18 protein-coding genes are annotated in these 16,884 nt (G+C 63.8%); 7 read left to right on the forward strand and 11 right to left on the reverse strand.

Features of this window, described 5'->3' with window-relative positions:
* Positions 1-108: 108 nt before the first annotated feature.
* Together NKK50_RS17880 and NKK50_RS17885 are read left to right on the forward strand one after the other, a co-directional pair.
* A complete protein-coding gene (locus NKK50_RS17880) occupies positions 109-339 on the forward strand; it encodes a DUF6894 family protein (RefSeq protein ID WP_023671435.1) in 231 nt (76 codons plus the stop codon).
* A 106-nt stretch (positions 340-445) separates the two neighbouring features.
* A complete protein-coding gene (locus tag NKK50_RS17885; protein ID WP_023671434.1) occupies positions 446-946 on the forward strand; it encodes a hypothetical protein in 501 nt (166 codons plus the stop codon).
* A 37-nt stretch (positions 947-983) separates the two neighbouring features.
* On the opposite strand, the gene NKK50_RS17890 is transcribed toward NKK50_RS17885, so the two are convergent.
* From NKK50_RS17890 to NKK50_RS17900, 4 genes are all read right to left on the reverse strand, one after another.
* On the reverse strand, positions 984-3,098 hold the full coding sequence (locus NKK50_RS17890) for an EAL domain-containing protein (RefSeq protein WP_352543712.1): 2,115 nt from the start codon (positions 3,096-3,098) through the stop codon (positions 984-986).
* 144 nt (positions 3,099-3,242) lie between these two features.
* Positions 3,243-3,800: an RNA polymerase sigma factor gene (locus NKK50_RS17895; RefSeq protein ID WP_023804962.1), complete on the reverse strand. Its 558-nt coding sequence runs from the start codon at positions 3,798-3,800 to the stop codon at positions 3,243-3,245.
* Between the two features lie 157 nt (positions 3,801-3,957).
* Entirely contained in the window at positions 3,958-4,056 is a 99-nt protein-coding gene (locus NKK50_RS31365) for a DUF427 domain-containing protein (protein WP_502896520.1), read from the reverse strand.
* Entirely contained in the window at positions 4,043-4,345 is a 303-nt protein-coding gene (locus NKK50_RS17900; protein WP_352543713.1) for a DUF427 domain-containing protein, read from the reverse strand. The genes NKK50_RS31365 and NKK50_RS17900 overlap by 14 nt, the downstream gene beginning before the upstream one ends.
* 818 nt (positions 4,346-5,163) lie before the next feature.
* Here NKK50_RS17900 and NKK50_RS17905 point away from each other — a divergent pair.
* Genes NKK50_RS17905 through NKK50_RS17920 form a run of 4 tightly spaced genes read left to right on the forward strand, consistent with a single transcriptional unit; the run spans position 5,164 to position 9,764 of the window.
* Entirely contained in the window at positions 5,164-5,655 is a 492-nt protein-coding gene (locus tag NKK50_RS17905; protein WP_023685937.1) for a Csu type fimbrial protein, read from the forward strand.
* Positions 5,656-5,681: 26 nt separating this feature from the next.
* The gene (locus NKK50_RS17910) at positions 5,682-6,404 is read left to right on the forward strand and encodes a fimbrial biogenesis chaperone (protein ID WP_023715167.1); all 723 of its coding nucleotides are present in this window, start codon (positions 5,682-5,684) and stop codon (positions 6,402-6,404) included.
* The gene (locus NKK50_RS17915) at positions 6,376-8,793 is read left to right on the forward strand and encodes a fimbria/pilus outer membrane usher protein (RefSeq protein WP_352543714.1); all 2,418 of its coding nucleotides are present in this window, start codon (positions 6,376-6,378) and stop codon (positions 8,791-8,793) included. Before NKK50_RS17910 ends, NKK50_RS17915 begins: the two co-directional genes overlap by 29 nt.
* 14 nt (positions 8,794-8,807) lie before the next feature.
* Positions 8,808-9,764, forward strand: a complete 957-nt coding sequence (locus NKK50_RS17920; RefSeq protein ID WP_023712558.1) for a Csu type fimbrial protein — start codon at positions 8,808-8,810, stop codon at positions 9,762-9,764.
* On the opposite strand, the gene NKK50_RS17925 is transcribed toward NKK50_RS17920, so the two are convergent.
* The 6 genes from NKK50_RS17925 to NKK50_RS17950 form a co-directional block, all read right to left on the reverse strand.
* Positions 9,758-10,744, reverse strand: coding sequence for a branched-chain amino acid ABC transporter permease (locus NKK50_RS17925; RefSeq protein ID WP_023747796.1), 987 nt, complete (start codon positions 10,742-10,744; stop codon positions 9,758-9,760). The genes NKK50_RS17920 and NKK50_RS17925 overlap by 7 nt on opposite strands.
* A gap of 1 nt (position 10,745) precedes the next feature.
* Complete coding sequence (locus NKK50_RS17930) at positions 10,746-11,633, reverse strand: branched-chain amino acid ABC transporter permease (RefSeq protein ID WP_023671423.1); 888 nt, start codon at positions 11,631-11,633, stop codon at positions 10,746-10,748.
* Positions 11,634-11,808: 175 nt separating this feature from the next.
* Positions 11,809-12,513 carry an ABC transporter ATP-binding protein gene (locus NKK50_RS17935; protein ID WP_023827211.1) on the reverse strand — a complete coding sequence of 235 codons (705 nt, stop codon included), beginning with the start codon at positions 12,511-12,513 and terminating at the stop codon, positions 11,809-11,811.
* Positions 12,510-13,313 (reverse strand): ABC transporter ATP-binding protein, encoded by an 804-nt coding sequence (locus NKK50_RS17940; protein WP_352792485.1) that lies wholly within the window; start codon positions 13,311-13,313, stop codon positions 12,510-12,512. The genes NKK50_RS17935 and NKK50_RS17940 overlap by 4 nt, the downstream gene beginning before the upstream one ends.
* Positions 13,314-13,315: 2 nt before the next feature.
* On the reverse strand, positions 13,316-14,524 hold the full coding sequence (locus NKK50_RS17945) for an ABC transporter substrate-binding protein (RefSeq protein WP_023689847.1): 1,209 nt from the start codon (positions 14,522-14,524) through the stop codon (positions 13,316-13,318).
* Positions 14,525-14,950: 426 nt separating this feature from the next.
* Positions 14,951-15,541 (reverse strand): YdeI/OmpD-associated family protein, encoded by a 591-nt coding sequence (locus tag NKK50_RS17950; protein ID WP_031262508.1) that lies wholly within the window; start codon positions 15,539-15,541, stop codon positions 14,951-14,953.
* Positions 15,542-15,709: 168 nt separating this feature from the next.
* Between NKK50_RS17950 and NKK50_RS17955 the strand changes: the two genes are divergently transcribed.
* Positions 15,710-16,324 carry a hypothetical protein gene (locus NKK50_RS17955; RefSeq protein ID WP_023730413.1) on the forward strand — a complete coding sequence of 205 codons (615 nt, stop codon included), beginning with the start codon at positions 15,710-15,712 and terminating at the stop codon, positions 16,322-16,324.
* Between the two features lie 360 nt (positions 16,325-16,684).
* Here the strand turns inward: NKK50_RS17955 and NKK50_RS17960 are convergent.
* Positions 16,685-16,884, reverse strand: a 200-nt coding sequence (locus tag NKK50_RS17960; protein WP_352543716.1) for a transposase, incomplete at its 5' end; no start/stop codon positions are given.

Here is a 16,884-nt window from a genome sequence, read left to right on the forward strand (position 1 = left end):
CCCGATTTTGAGACAACGACATGCATAAAAACACAGACCTGAAGCGCGTCGCCTGCGTCCTTCAACCGCGATGCGCCTTAGCGTTCTCACGCAGGGATCCTTGCACACATGGAACGGTTCTACTTCGACTTGTACAACGCCGAGACCCAGATTGATGAAGAGGGGCAGCTTTTTCCCAGCCGGGAGCGTGCGGGAGCCGAAGCGCTGCGCATATTGCACGATGTGGCGCGCGACGAGATACCGGAGGGCGACCACCGGCGGATCACCGTCAAGATGCTGAACGAGAACAGGGAGCAGATATTCGAAGCGTCGCTGACCATGGCGTCGCTGTGGAGTTGAACTCGTCGACCCTGTCGAGGACTGTATGGAACCTCTTGCCCTCCCCTCTGTTTCCTAAGGAGGGGCCAGCGGCAGAAGCTGCACGGCTGATTGACTGGAGGCATCTATGTCCTTGCAAAAGCTTCATCCCGAGCAGGTCGACGACACACGCAGGCTTGCCTATTCGACCTTTGCCCCGGCGCTGATCGGTTCGCTCACCAAGCGTCTGGCGCGGTGTCAGGGCGTCAAGGAACTGGGCGCCCTGGAAAAGTCGCTCATCCGCCTGATCGAAGACTCTGATGTCGATGGGCCGCAAGCCGAGGCGATGAAAGAGTTCGCCATCGAGCTGGTGGTGTCGACGATATCGGAAGCCCGCGCTCACCCCGACACCAAGAGCGATGTCGAAGCCGTTGGCGAGCGCCGCGCCGAAGGCCGCTCCGAGAACCCGCAGACGCTCGAGGAGCAGTTGCAATCAGGCCTCGAAGACAGTTTTCCGGCCAGCGATCCGCCCGCCGTCCTCTCGACCGCCATTTCCGGCGGCTCGAAGGACCTTGTCGGCACCGACGAGGTGTTGCGCCGCAAGAAGGAGGCGGCGCAGCGAAAGCAGGAGAAGGCCGACGCCGGTTAGCCGGACAAGTCGCGCCAGCTCGGGCGATGAGAAGCCGTCAGCCGAAGCGCTTTTCCGGTGACTGTCCGCTGGATGGTGACTGTTCGCCGGCCCGCGCGACGATCGCCTCGAGCGGCTCCGGCCGGTGCAGCAGAAAACCCTGGCCATAGGCCACGCCCATGCCGCGCAGAATGTCGAGCGCTTCCTGCTGCTCGATCTTTTCGGCCACCACCGCGCAGCCGAGACTTTTGGCGATGCCCGCTATGGCCGAGACGATCTCGCGGTCGAAACGGCTTTCCGCGATATTCTCGATGAACGAGCCGTCGATCTTGATCTGATCGACCGGAAAGCGCCGCAAATATTCGAACGAGCTCATGCCGGCGCCGAAATCGTCGAGGCTGACGCGGCATTGCCGCTCGCGCGCCTTGCGCACGAACTGCTCGGCGGCGTCGAAATTGGTGACGGCCGCGGTCTCGGTGATCTCGAAACCGATGCCGGAATGCGGCGCCCCGGTCTCGGCGATGACGGCGTCGACGAAATCCCACAGCAGCGGATCGCTCAGCGTCTGCGCCGACAGATTGAAGCCGAGCATGATGGCGCCTGACCGCATCGCCGCGCCATGCTGCGAAAGCGCTGTCCTGATGATCCAGCGGTCCAGCCGCGAGGCAATGCCGAAGCGCTCGGCGACCGGAATGAATTCGTTGGGCGGGATCAGCTTGCCATTGCGCCCGGCAAGCCGCGCCAGCACCTCGACATGGCGGCTCTCCTGCCAGGGCTGGCCGAGCAGATGGATTTCCTGGCCGAACAGTTTCAGCCGCCCGTCATCCATGGCGTCGACAGTGTCGGCGGCGACACGCGCCGCGTTGAGGCCGCCGGAGCCCGACGCCGCATCGGCCGAAAACACCGCGAAGCGATTGCGCCCGGCCGCCTTGGCCGCATAGCAGGCGTCGTCGGCGCAGGCCAACGCATCGGCAACCGTGGTGGTGGTGTCCTCGACGAAGGCGATGCCGATGCTGGCCGCGAGCTTTCGCGAGGTCGCCGGCAGTCCGAGGTCGGCGTCACGGACCGCCGCAAGGATGGCGCCGGCCAGCGCCTCGGCCTTGGCCGATTGGCAATTGGGCACCAGCAGCGCGAACTCGTCGCCGCCGAGGCGCGCGGCACGTGCCGATGCCGGCAGGCAGCCCAGAATACCGGCGGCCACGCCCTTCAGCGCCAGGTCGCCGGCGGCGTGGCCGGCAAAGTCGTTGAGCGCCTTGAAGTAGTCGAGATCGACGTAAAACACCGCCAGCGGCAAAGCCCGCTCGGTGGCGATATGCACGGCCAGCAGCCGGTCGAAGGCGGCACGGTTCAACAGGCCGGTCAGCGCATCGTGGTGAGCGGCGTAGGCGAGTTCCCGCTCGCGTTTCTTGTCCTCGGTGATGTCGCGCACGGTGCCGAGAATCTGGCCCGCCGTCTCGGGCGCCGCGATGAAGCGCACCAGCGATTCGACATGGCGGATTTCGCCGTCGCGCCTGACGATGCGGTATTGCGCGGCGACGACGCCGTCGGTCGAAAGTGGCGCCAGATGGGCGCGCTCTGCGGCATCCTTGTCGTCGGGATGCAGATAGGAATGCCAAAGGTCGGCAGCCACCTCGTCGGTGTCGGCGACCAGGCCGAATATCTCCCTGGTGCGGGCGTCCCAATAGCTCTTGTTGGCGTCGATGTCGTGATGCCAGATGCCGGTGCCGCTGGCCGCCAGCGCCAGGCGAAAGCGCACATTGACCCGCTCGAGTTCGGCTTCCGCCTCTTTCTGCCGGCTGATGTCGGTCTGCACGCCCATCAGCCTGACCGGCTTGCCCGTCTCGTCACGCTCGACAATGCCGCCGCGGTCCAGCACCCAGATCCAGTGGCCGTCCTTGTGCTTGAGGCGCAGCTCGGTCTCGATCGAGGCGGTCAGGCCGGAAATGTGCCGCTCGCCGCTGGCCAGCGCCCGCTGGCGGTCGTCGGGATGCGTCAGCTTCAGCCAGAGGTCGTCGCTGTTGGCAAGCTCGCCATCCTCATAACCCAGCATGTGCGACCAGGTCGGCGAATAGAAACAGTCGCCGCTCAAAATATCCCAGTCCCATACGCCGAGATGAGCGCGTTCGAGCGCAAGCGCCCAGAATTCGCCGTTGCGTATTTTCTCTTCAGCCATGCCCTGGTTTCGCTCACTCCGTCGCCGCCACTATGCACGCAAGCAGAGAAGAAACCGTTACCGGGTGCGCCGCGCCCACAGTGCGGACAAGGCCTGCAACGTGCCGGACCATGCCGTAAGGCATCATCATGCGATTGGGGCTCGTCATGCCATTGGCGCCCTGATTGGAACCGCCCTGCCCGGGCCTGGCTCGACGATCCTTATCGCGCGGCGGCGCGCATTGTCCTCAAGCAGGCCGCGCAGTTCCTCACGGCCGCGCGCGATGCGCGACATCAGCGTGCCGGCCGGCACGCCGAGCATCTCGGCGGCCTCGGCATAGGAGAAGCCCTCGATGGCGACCAAGGTCAACGCGGCACGGCGGTCCGGGCTGATTGCCTGCAGCGCGTCGATGATCTCGCGCGCGGCGACGTTCTCCAGCTGGTCGGCGGGAGAGGCCTGCACCTCGCCGGCCTCCAGCGGCAGCATCGAGGCCTCGCCTCGCCGGTTCACCTTGCGCATCTGGTCGATGAACAGATGATGCATGATCGTGAACAGCCATTTTCGCGGGCTCTCTCCCGTCTGCCAGTTGTCCAGCCGCAGCAGCGCCCGCTCCAGGCAGTCCTGGACGAGATCGTCGGCGGAATCGCGGTCGCGCAGCAGCGAGCGCGCATAGCGGCGCAGGCGCGGGATTTCGTCGAGAATTGCTCTCTGCTTTTCGTCCATGACCTTTTGTCTTCGTTTCGGCATGCCGTTGCCGCAAAACCGCTGCGCCCCCGGGTGAGGACAGCTTTGGCTGATCTGAGAAAATTCCTCTGTTCATGCCTGTCGTCGGCTCCAAAAACGCTGGGCACTTTTGGGCGACAGGCATGACGCGCTCAGCTCAGCGCGGCGTGGCGTCGATGGTGACCCGGTCGGGATAGAAGGCGCCGTGGGCGCGAATCTCGGCCATCTCGTCGAAGGGCTGCTCATAGGCCCACATCGTCGTTACCGGTTTCGCCCGCCGGCAGCACGTTCCAGTAGCTGGAGTCGCCCTTGTAGGGGCACAGCGTCGACCGCTCCGTCTTCCTGAGCTTGCGGAAGTCGATGTCCTCGAACGGGATGTAGAAGGAGAAGGGATGGGGCGGCTCGGTCACCATTTTGGCTTTTGCCGAGGAAGCGATGATGGTGCCGTTTGCAAACACGACGACACGCCCGTTGAAGGGCTCGACGGTGATCACCTTGCCCGGATTGCGCCTGAAGCCGGGTGACGGGTTCGCATGCTGATCCATGACTGCTCTCCTTGTCCGCTGGTGGCTCGATGCCGGTCGACGGCGTCAGCTCTCACTGGCCACTGATGGGCCGGCGACAGCGGTCACACGCGACAGCTTCTGGCGCTTTTCGAGCTGTGGCTTTTCATAGGTCTTCTTCATCGTTCTTCCTTTTCTGACGTCTGGCAGCCGGTCCGCGCGGCTGCCGGTCGTGGATCATGGCTCCAAGGGACAACAGGCGCATCTCCCGTCCGGCCGATGCGCCGCCGAAGGAAATCCGGGCCAGCGTGGCAAGAACGATTCGCATGTGTTTCGCCGCGATCCGACGGCGGTGGATTTATCTCAGCCGGGACGGCCATGCTTGGGCCGGGCGGAACACGGTTTTGGCGAATGCGGCCCTGTCAGCACGACCGCAAGGCTTGGACAGGCGCGAACAGCTACCGGCGCGGCTATGGCGATGGCTGCTTGGCGCCGGTGCACGCCGCGAAATATCGATAATAAAGGACGACAGGTGAGACTCTACAAAATCAAGATGATTTGCCAGATATTTCGCCTTTTCGGCACGAGAAGCAAAATAAATTTTCGACAGACAAACTTTCACTTCGGAAAAATGTCCATTTCATCTCTGTTAACCAAATATTAACCAAAATTATCCGATACATACCGAAGTTATTCGCTGTCGCAATCCGAATCTAAGTTGTAATAATCATTGCACAGTTCGCTTATGACATTACTGTATCGTTGATGTCTTGCGAAGCATGCAACGGAGGAGCTGTAGGAGTGAAATCCGGGTCAAGACTGTGTTGCGAGGAACGGTCTGCCCGACGGAGGAAACACGCATGAGATTGCTGAAATATGCGCTGCTGGCGGGAGCGTCGCTGCTTCCCATCCTGCCCGCGATCGCCGCGACCGCGACGGGCAGCATGAATGTCCGCATCACGATTACCGACGAATGCAAGGTGCAGACGGCGAGCGATCTCGATTTCGGCTCGCACGGTGTCATTGATGCGAATGTCGACCAGACCAGCACCATCAACGTGCAATGCACGACCGGCAAGTCCTACAATGTTGGTCTGAGCGCCGGAGCGGGCGCGGGCGCAACGGTTGCTGTTCGCAAGATGACCGGGCCGGCGTCGGCGACGATCGACTACACCATCTACAGGGAAAGCACCCGGACGCAGCTTTGGGGCACCACGATCCCCACCGACACGGTCGGCGGAACCGGCAACGGCGCCATTCAGCCGCTGACGGTCTACGGGCGTGTTCCACCGCAGACGACACCGGCGGCGGGCCTCTACACCGACACCGTTGCGATCACCATAACGTACTGACAATCGATACCAACACGAGGACGATCATGCGATCCATGCTTTCACGCATCGGAGCCACGGCTGTTCTGTTGCTGTGCGCCGGTCTCTCACAAGCCGCTTCGCTCAGGGTGGCGCCGACAGGTCTCGAGCTGATCTCGCCCGACGCCTCGGCGGTTCTCAACCTCAGCAACGATGACCCCAAGCGGCCGATCAATGTGCAGATACGCGTCTTCGCCTGGAGCCAGGCTGGCGGGATCGAGACACTGACGCCGACTACCGACGTCGTCGCCAGCCCGCCATCGACCAAACTCGGACCCAATGCCCAATACGTGGTTCGCGTCGTGCGCGTCAGCAAGGCGCCGGTGCGGGCCGAGGAAAGCTACCGCGTCATCGTCGACGAGTTACCCGACCCGTCGCGCAAGAAGGCCGGTACGGTCGCGCTCGCGCTGCGCTACTCCGTGCCGGTGTTTTTCCGCGACGCCGATGCGGCCGCGCCGGCAGTCGCCTGGAGTGTTTCGCGCAAGGGCGGCAGTCTTGTGCTGACAGCCAGCAATACCGGTGAAAGTCGTCTCCGCTTGTCCAACCTATCCCTGACCCAGAACGGCAAAAAGCTCGGCAACCGAAACGGGCTCGTCGGTTATGTCCTGGGCGGCGCGACCATGCAGTGGCCGATCGGCAGCGGCAAATCACTGTCCGCGGGCTCCGTGCTTTTGAAGGCACAGAGCGATCTTGGACCCTTCGATGCCAACGTTGCCGTCAAGGGCAAGTAGCGTCGCTGTCATCGTCGCGGTTGCGACTTTCACACCTTGCTTGGCGGTGCGTTCGCAGGAATTTCCGGCCGTGACGAACCTCGAACAGCCGGCTTCCGTTTTACCAGCGGGCCGCAGCCTCTATCTCGAGGTGTTCATCAACGACGTTTCGACCAAGCTGGTCGGCAATTTTATCGAGATGCCGGATGGTGGGCTGGCGGCGGCGCCCCAAGAGCTGAAGGAGGTCGGCCTGAAACCGCCGGAGGACATAGCCGACGCCGGCGGCCTGGTCAGGCTCGACCAGTTGGCCGACGTTTCGTTTCGGATCGATGAGGTAGCCCAGCGCCTCTACGTCACCGCCGCCAATGACAGCCGCGAGGCGCGCATGGTGGATCTCGGCTTGCGCTTGCAGGACCGGCCGGCGCCGCAATCGGGCTTGGGCGCGGTTCTCAACTATTCGCTGTTTGCCAGCTCCAACACATTGTTCGACAAGGACGTCGAGCTGTTCCAAGGCGTTTCCGGCGGCTTCGATGCGCGCGCGTTCAGCCCCTATGGAACGCTCAGCCAATCCTTCATCGCCGGCTATTCCGACGGCAGGCTGGGCGGCTTCACGCGGCTCAACACGACATGGAGCTATTCCGACCCCGACCGGCTGATGACCTACCGCGCCGGCGACTTCATCTCCGGTGGATTGTCGTGGACGCGTCCGATCTATCTCGGCGGCATCCAGGCGCAACGCAACTTCCACCTGCGATCGGACCTGGTGACGCTACCCCTGCCCTCCTTCGGCGGCACGGCGGCGGTGCCGTCGACGCTCGAGGTCTACACGCAGAACGTGCGCACCTATTCCGGCGACATCCAGCCCGGGCCGTTCCAGGTCACCAATCTGCCGGTGTTCACGGGCGCCGGACAGGCGCAGGTGGTGCTGCGCGACAGCCTCGGCCGCGAGACCACGGCCACCTTGCCGTTCTATGCCTCCAGCATGCTGCTGCGCCAGGGACTGCTCGACTTTTCCGTCGAGGCAGGGATGGCGCGGCGCAATTTCGGCATCTCCTCCGACGATTATGACGGCCGCGTCATGGGGGTCGCCAGCGCGCGTTACGGCGTGACCGACCGGCTGACATTGGAAGCCCATGCCGAGGGCGGCGCCGATCTGATCAATGGCGGCATAGGTGCTGCCTTCCCGCTCGGGGCATATGGCGCGGCTTCGCTGGCGGTCGCCGGCAGCCATCATGACCGGCGCACCGGCTCGCTGGTCGATGCCAGTGTCGAATTCGGCTATGACGGCTGGGCGATCAACGCCCACATGCAGCGGGCCTTTGGCGGCTATGAAGACATCGCCTCGGTGACGGCGGAGCCGGTTCTCGACCCCGACGACTTCACCCGTTTCAGCGCTGGCGTGCCGCGCTCGGTCGACCAGGTGACGCTCAGCGTGCCGATGCCGATCGATTTCTCCAGCCTCAACCTGTCCTATACGCATTTGAAGAGCGCCGAGGGCGAAAACAGCCAGATCGTCGGCCTGTCCTACAGCCAGGCGATCTTCAAGCGCAGCACGCTCTATGCCACCGCCTTCGCCGATCTCGACGACGACAGCAGCTATGGCGTGTTCGCCGGGATTTCGATCCCGTTCAACGACGAGATCTCGGCGTCGACAGGCGTCGAGCAAGGCCCTGAGGGCCTCAATGTCACTGCCGACCTCGCCAAATCGGAGCGGGCCGAGGACGGCAGCATCGGCTGGCGGCTGCGCACCTCCGAAGGCGAGGTTCCCAACCGTTCGGCAGCGGTGAGCTACCGCGCGTCGTTTGCGCGTTTTGAGGCCGGCGCCCAGCAATTCGACAAGGACTTTCGCGTGACCGGCCAGATGGACGGCGCCATTGCGGTCGCAGGCGGCGGGGTGTTCGCCACCAACCGCATCGACGATGCCTTTGCCGTCGTCGATGTCGGCACGCCTGATGTCGAGGTCTTGCATCAGAACCGGCCGGTAGGCAGGACCGACAGCAAAGGCCGCATCCTGGTCACCGGGCTCAACTCCTATGAGCTGAACACGGTCTCCATCGACCCGAAGAATCTACCAGTCGACGCGGATGTCCCGGCTACCAAGGAGACCGTCGTCCCAGCCGACCGCAACGGCGTCGTGCTGAAGTTCGGCGTGTCCGAGGCGGCGCAGGCCGCGCTGGTGACGCTGGTCGACTCGAGCGGAACGCCGCTCGAAGCCGGACTGTCGGGACGCGTCGATGGCGGCACCGAAGACTTCGTCGTCGGCTATGACGGGCAGGCCTATATCAAGGGCCTCGGCAAGCAGAATTCAGTGCAGGTCGAGCGCGCTGACGGCGGTTCATGCCGGGCAGAGTTTCCCTTCGAGGCGGCGCGCGGCCGACAAGTGGTGATCGGGAACGTGGTGTGCCAATGATAGCTGGAGGAAAAATGCTGCGCGCCGTAATCATCGCCCTGCTGCTGGTGCTGCTCCCGTCGCTCGCCCGGGCGCAGAGCTGCAGTTACACCGTCACCAGTTTGAATTTCGGCCTCATCGACACGCTGTCGGGCACCGCGGCGACATCGACAGCCACCTTCACCGCGACTTGCAGCGGCAGTTTGCCATTGCTGCTGCCCGTCCTGGTCTGTCCGCATATTGCCGCCGGCACCGGCGGTGCAACCTCGGCGGCGGCCCGGCAGATGGCGAGCGGCGTCAACAGCCTCAACTATCAACTCTATTCGGACCCCGCAATGAGCGTTGTCTGGGGCACCTATAACTGGGCCTATGCCTCGCGCCCGCCACCGCTGCTGCTGAGCCCCAATCTCTTCGGCAACTCAATCGACACCCTGACGCTCTATGGCCGGGTTCCCGGCGGCCAGGCGACCGTTCCGCCGGGCACTTATCTGTCGACATTTTCGGGCGGGCAACTCGAGTTCCGCTCCCGGACAACCCTGTTGAGCAGCAGCTGCAACACCGGCGCGGGCAACTTGGGCACCAGTCCGACCTTCACCATCAACGCCACGGTCGCGGCAAACTGCCTGGTCGCCACCCAGAACATCGATTTCGGCTCCAAGGGCGTGCTCGACGCCAATGCCGATGCCACCGGCCAGGTTACGGTCACCTGCACCCCGTCGACCGCGTACACGGTTTCCCTCAATGGCGGCACGACAGGGGGCACACCGACCAATCGCAAGATGTCGAAGGGCGCCGAGAGGATCACCTACGGCCTCTACAAGGATCTGGCGCGCTCGCAGCCTTGGGGTGACGCCGGAACGCCGGGAAGCACGGTGGCCGGCACCGGAACCGGTACGGCCCAGGCGCTCACCGTCTATGGCCGCGTGCCGCCGCAGACGACGCCCTCGGCCGGCGTCTACACCGACACGGTGGTGGTGACCATCACCTATTGATCGCGGCCCGCCTCGCCGTTGGCCGGCGCCAGCCAGCGCGCGTAAATCTCGCCGACGATGCCGCGGCGAAAGACCAGCACGCAGATCATGAAGATCAGGCCGGTGGCGATGGTCACCGGGAAGCCTGAGGTGGCGAGCGTGTTTTCCAGGCCGACGACGAGGCCGGCGCCGACGACAGGACCGACCATGGTGCCGATGCCGCCGAGCAGCGTCATCAGGATCACCTCGCCCGACATCTGCCAGGTGACGTCGGTCAGCGTCGCGAACTGGAAGACGATCGCCTTGGTCGCGCCGGCAAGCCCGGCAAGGGCTGCCGACATGACGAAGGCGGCGAGCTTGTAGCGGCCGACCGAATAGCCCAGCGAGATGGCGCGGTTCTCGTTCTCGCGGATCGAACGCAGGATCATGCCGAAGGGCGAGTTGACGATGCGCCAGACGGCGAAGACGCCGATGAGGAAGACGGCAAGCACGACGAAATACATGTTGAGCGTGACGTTGAGATCGACGATGCCGAACAGATGCCCGCGCGGCACGCCCTGTATGCCGTCCTCGCCTTCGGTGAACGGCGCCTGGACACAGAAGAAATAAAACATCTGCGCCAGCGCCAGCGTGATCATCGAGAAATAGATGCCTTGCCGGCGGATGGCGAGGAAGCCCATGACCAGGCCGAGCACGGCCGCTCCGGCGGTGCCGAGCAGGATGCCGGCCTCGGGCGGCCAGCCCCATGCCTTGACGGCGTAGGCGCAGAAATAGGCGGCGGCGCCGTAGAAGGTGGCGTGGCCGAACGACAACAGCCCGGTGTAGCCGAGTAGCAGGTTGAAGGCGCAGGCAAACAGCGCGAAGCACAGCATCTTCATCAGGAAGATCGGATAGACGAAGAAGGGCGCGGCTATCAGCGCCAGTATGGCCAATGCCAGCAATACCCGCTCCAGCCGCACGGAGGCGGCGGTGCGCTGTTGGTGAAGGGTTGCCTCGCTCATCTCAGGCGTCCCTTCCGAACAGGCCGGCGGGGCGCAGGAGCAGCACGACCGCCATGATGACGAAGACGACGAGGTTCGACGCCTCGGGATAGAACACCTTGGTCAGGCCCTCGGCGAGGCCAAGCATATAGCCGGTGACGATGGCCCCGAGGATCGAACCCATGCCGCCGACCACGACGACGGCAAAGACGACGATGATGATATCGGAGCCCATCAGCGGACTGACCTGGTAGACGGGCGCGGCGAGAATACCGGCAAGGCCGGCGAGCGCCGCGCCGAGCCCATAGGTGAGCGTCAGCAGCAGCGGCACGTTGACGCCGAAGGCCTGCACCAGCTCGGGATTTTCGGTCGCGGCGCGCAGATAGGAGCCGAGCCTGGTCTTTTCGATCAGGAGCCAGGTGCCGATGCAGATAATGAGCGAGGCCACCACCACCCAGCCGCGATAGTTGGGCAGGAACATGAAGCCGAGATTGGTGCCGCCGGCAAGCTGCGCCGGAACGGCATATGGGTTGCCTGACACACCGTAGTAGAAACGGAACACGCCTTCGATGACCAGCGCCAGTCCGAAGGTGAACAGCAGCCCGTAGAGCGGATCCAGGCGGTAGAGCCGCGACAGCGCCACGCGCTCGACCGCCATGCCGAAGACGCCGACGATGAGCGGAACCAGGAGCAGCGCCGGCCAGTAGCCGATGCCGAGATGGACGAGCAGCAGGTAACCGATGAAGGCGCCGAGCATATAGAGTGCGCCATGGGCGAAATTGATGATCCGCAGCAGGCCGAAGATGACGGCCAGGCCGAGGCTCAGCATGGCGTAGAAGGAGCCGTTGATCAGCCCGACCAGCATCTGGCCGAGCAAGGCCTGGACGGGGATGCCGAAGATCATGGTCATGGCGTCACCGAGGGTGTTGCAAGCGGGATGCGTCTGTGCGGCACGTACCCCCACCCGGACCTTCGGTCCGACCTCCCTACAAGGGGGAGGTAGGGCGGTGGCCCTCCACCCTCCCCCTTGTGGGGAGGGTCGCTGCGCAGCAGCGGGGTGGGGGTACTGCCGTGGGCTGTCGTCATCATACCCCCAACACCTCGTGCAGCTGTTGCGTGTGAGCGGCAAGCTCGCTTGCGGCAAAACCCTCCACCACCTTGCCATGCTCCATCAGGTAGAAGCGGTCGGCGATGCGCGCGGCGAAGCGGAAATTCTGCTCGACGAGCAGGATGGTCATGCCGCGCTTTTTCAAGGTCGCCAGCAGTTCGCCGATGCGCTGGACGATGACCGGCGCCAGGCCCTCGGTCGGCTCGTCGAGCAGCAGCATCTGCACGCCCGTCCGCAGGATGCGGGCCATGGCCAGCATCTGCTGTTCGCCGCCGGAGAGTTTGGTGCCGGGGCTGTTGCGGCGCTCCTTGAGGTTGGGAAAGAGATCGAAGATTTCCTCGACGCTCATGCCGCCCTTGGCCACCACCGGCGGCAGGATCAGGTTTTCGTCGACGGTGAGCGTGGCGAAGATGCCGCGCTCCTCCGGCACGAAGCCGATGCCGCGATGGGCAACACGATGCAGCGGCAGGCGCATCAGGTCGCTGCCGTCGAACGCGACGCTGCCGCTGCGCTTGCGGACCAGCCCCATGATGGCGCGCAGCGTTGTGGTCTTGCCGACGCCGTTGCGGCCGAGCAGCGTCACGGTCTCACCGCGAAAAACGTCGAGGTTGACGCCATGCAGCGCATGGCCCTCGCCATACCAGGCATGGAGATCGCGCACGGCAAGCAGCGGCTCACTCATGCTCGGTCCCCCTGCTCGGTCCCCATGTAGGCGACCCTGACGCGCTCATCGTTGCTCACCGTCGCGTAGTCGCCGGCGGCGAGCACCTGGCCGCGCTGCATGACGGTGATCCAGTCGCAGAGGTCGGCGACGACGGTGAGATTGTGCTCGACCATCAGCACGGCGCGGTCCGTTGCCAGCGAGCGGATGATGCCGGAAATGACACCGACATCCTCGTGCCCCATGCCGGCCATCGGCTCGTCGAGCAGCAGCACTTTCGGGTCGAGCGCCAGCGTGGTGGCGATCTCGAGCACGCGCTTCCTGCCATAGGAGAGATCGCCGGCCGGACGATGCGCGACATCGTCGAGACCGACGACGGCAAGCAGTTCGCGCGCCCGTGGAGTCAGTTGGTCAAGCGCGGCCAGCGAGCGCCAGAACTGGAAGCCGAGCCCGCTCGGCCGCTGCAAGGCGACGCGGACATTGTCGAGCACGCTCAGATGCGGAAAGATCGCCGATATCTGGAACGAGCGGACGAGACCCATGCGGGCCACCCTGGCCGGCGCGGTGCGGGTGATGTCGTTGCCCAACAGTTTGATCCTACCGCTGCTCGGCTGCAGGAACTTGGTCAAGAGGTTGAAGATCGTCGTCTTGCCGGCGCCGTTCGGCCCGATCAGCGCATGGATCTGGCCGTGATGGACGTCGAGGTCGACATTGTTGACGGCGACGAAACCGGCAAAGTCGCGCCGCAGGCCGCGGGCGGAAAGCACCACCCGCGGCTGGATTTCGGCACCGTCCTGCTGGACGGCCACGGCTTGCACCATCGTCACTTGGTGACGAGCGGGCAGCCGCTGTCTTCGGCCTTGATGAAGGCCTTGTCGCCCGGAATGGTCGCAAGGTAGGTGTAGTAATCCCAGTCCTTCTTCGACTCCTCGGGCTTCTTGACCTGGTAGAGATACATGTCGTGCACCATCGAGCCGTCGGCCTGTACCTTGCCGTTGGCGTTGATGATGTCGTCGACGGGCATTTCATGGAGTTGCTTGGCGACCGCCTCGGTCTCGTCGGTGCCGGCCTTGTCGATGGCCTTGAGATATTGCAGCACCGCCGAATAGGTGCCGGCCTGGATCATGTTGGGCATGCGGTTGGTGCGCTTGAAGAAGCGCCCGGCGAAGTCGCGGCTCTTGTCGTCGCGGTCCCAGTAAAACCCTTCGGTGAGCACCACGCCCTGCGCCGCCTGCAGTCCGAGGCCGTGCACCTCGGCAAGCGTGAACAGAAGTGCTGCCAGCCGCTGGCCGCCGGCGACGATGCCGAACTCGGCCGCCTGCTTGATGGTATTGGAGGTGTCGAGGCCAGCATTGGCAAGGCCGATAACCTTGGCGCCGGAGGACTGCGCCTGCAGCAGGAAGGAGGAATAATCCGTCGATCCCAAGGGGTAACGCACCTCGCCCAGCACTTTGCCGCCGCTTGCCTCAACAACCTTTGAGGTCTGCTCCTTCAGCGAATAGCCGAAGGCATAGTCGACGGTGATGAAATACCAGCTGTCTCCGCCCTGCTGCACCAGCGCGCCGCCGGTGCCGACCGCCTGCGAGTGAGTATCGTAAGCCCAGTGGAAACCGTAGGGCGAGCATTGCTTGCCGGTCAGGTCGGCCGATGCCGCTCCGGTGACGATGTCGATCTTCTTCTTTTCCTTGGACAACCCCTGGACGGCGAGCGCCACCGAGGATGTCGTCAGTTCCATGATCGCGTCGACCTGCTCGGTGTCGTACCACTGGCGCGCAATGTTGGAGGCAATGTCGGGCTTGTTCTGGTGATCGGCGTTGACGATCTCGATTGGCGCGCCCTGCACCTTGCCGCCAAAATCCTCGACCGCCATCCTGGCGGCCTCGACCGACCATTTGCCGCCGAAATCGGCATAGACGCCCGACTGGTCGTTGAGGATGCCGATCTTGACCTTGCCGTCGGAAATTTCGCCGGCCGCCGCCGGCATCGCAGTCGCCGCAAGCAGCGCGGCTGAGACGAGATAGGATGCTTTCACAGGTGGTTCCTCCCTTGTGGCCGACGCCGGGAAACGCGGCGGCCTTGCAATGGTTCAACAGTTCCGTCCGGTTCTCGCTGAATCCGGGCCAGCGCCCGTCACTTCTCCTCTTGGCAACCCCTCCGCCCTGGGTGCGCCGGGAACCGTAGCATCACATTTCGCGAGGCGAGAATGCTATTTTCGCAGCATGGCGTGCAGGCATAACGACAAGCCTTGGAGGCCGAGTTCCTTCACCCCCCTCTGTCCTGCCGGACATCTCCCCCTCAAGGGGGGAGATTGGTTGTCACTGCCGCCGTTGCCAGTCGCCGACGTTGCAGGGTGGCGCCCTCAGCGAAGCTGCTGATCTCCCCCCTTGCGGGGGAGATGTCCGGCAGGCCAGAGGGGGGTGTTCAAGCGCTAGCTTATGAGTGACTAGGAGCGAACGCCTCACCGATTCTGCGGATAGATCGTCTCGCCGCGCTTCAGCATCGCGACGAAAGCCTCGATCTTCTTCTTGCGCCCCGCCTCCGTCTTCATGTTGTGGGTGCGGAAGGCGAGCGCGAAGCGGTTTTGGGCGGAAAGCTTCGCCAGCATCTCTTTCGCCTTTGGCTCGGCATCGATGGCGGCCTGCAGATCGGCGGGGATTTCCATGGCTGAGCCATAGGCACGGTCCCAGCGGCCGTCGGCCTTGGCCGCCTCGACCTGTTTCAGCCCGTGTTCGGTCATGCGGCCCTCCGCGACCAGGCGGGCAACATTGTCGATGTTGATCTTGCTCCAGATGCTCTTCTTGCCGCGCGGCGTGTAGCGCTGCAGAAAGCTCTTGTCGTCGAGCCCTTTGCGTACCGCGTCGATCCAGCCGAAGCACAGCGCCACGTCGATGGCCTGCTTCGGCGTGATCGAGGCGAGGCCCGAGCCGACCTTGTGGACCTTGATCCAGACCTCGCTCTCGCCGGCATGATTTTCGCGCAGCCAGGCGTAAAAACTGTCGGGATCGGGGAATTCATGAACCTTGTCGGGATCGACCTTGAACGGCGCCATCATCACCTCGTTGTTGCCGGGCCGGCTGTATCGGCTGTCGATGCCAGTTTCCGTCAGCTGCGTCGATAATCCCTAACTATTCCGCGCTGGCTTGCGCCGCAGCCGACGCCCGTGGCAGTTTCCTGCTGGTCAGCCGGGCAAGGCAGACTGCAATTCGGGGGAAATGCCATGCGAGCGATGTTACTCGGCCTCATCCTTCTGCTGCCGGCCTCGGCACTGGCCGAACCGATCGAAACCCAGAAAATCATCACCGCGCTGACCGGCGACTTCAATGGCGACGGCGCCGCCGATCTGGCGATGATCGTCGAGACCGAGCCCGAAGACGATACCATGGACATGCATTTCTTCCTGAGGGACAAAAAGTACAATTTTCTGAAACCCGCCGGCGTCGTGCATGAGCAGGTCTACGGCGAATGGAACGACTACGACCAGCCGCATTATGAGGGCTCCGGCATCGAACCGGAGTTGACCTTGCTGCCCAACGGCTCGATCAAGATCTATCTGCCGGGGCTGATCGGCCCCGGCGAGCGGACCGACATGACGCTGACCATCGCCTGGCGCAACGAAGCCTTCGTCGTCGCCGGCGTTGCCTATGACCATTACAAATACCAGTCTGTTGTCGTCTACAGCAGCTGCGACTACGACGTGCTGACCGGCAAGGGCAAAAGTATGCAGACGCAGGATGATGACAGCAAGGTGAACAGTATCGTGTCTGTCGAAGGCCAGGTCGTGCCCTTCGCGGAGTGGGACACGGGGACGCCTTTTAGGGTATGCGGGGATTGAGGGGGCAGCCAATCTCCCCCTCGTGGGGAGATGGCCGGCAGGGGGGCCGCTGTCCCGCCAACGCACCGGCCAGTGTCAGCCACGTTTATCCCGCGATTCTTGTCAGAAAATAGATCGAGAGGTCGCGATCCTTCGCGCCCCCCCCTCTGCCCTGCCGGGCATCCCCCCCACTTGGGCATAGGCGCTAAGATAGCTTTGGCATGGACTGAAATTTGCGCTTTCGTGGTGGTTCGCGCCAGCGATATCGCAAGGCATGGAGATTTTGGCGCAGGGCCGCCAAGGAAGGTTGAGTAAAGATGGTCGCGATCAGAGAGGCGACGATCTGGCGGGTGGCGCGCCACAGCAGCGGGCGCCCGTCGCTCAAGGGGGAGAGACACCCAACTCCTGCGAGAGGGGTTCGGTCACAAGCGCGATGAGGAAGTGTGCAAGGATCCAAGGCCTTGCGATCCTTGGGTCTTTGGCGGGAGGAGAGCGCAGCCCGATCAGGCTCTTCAGGCGCTTGAAGGCGAGTTCGATGCGCCAGCGCATGCGGTAGAGCTTGAGGACCGTATCGGCGGGAA

Origin of the sequence: Mesorhizobium sp. M0001 (assembly GCF_040324255.1) — a bacterium.
Taxonomy (GTDB): Bacteria; Pseudomonadota; Alphaproteobacteria; order Rhizobiales; family Rhizobiaceae; genus Mesorhizobium.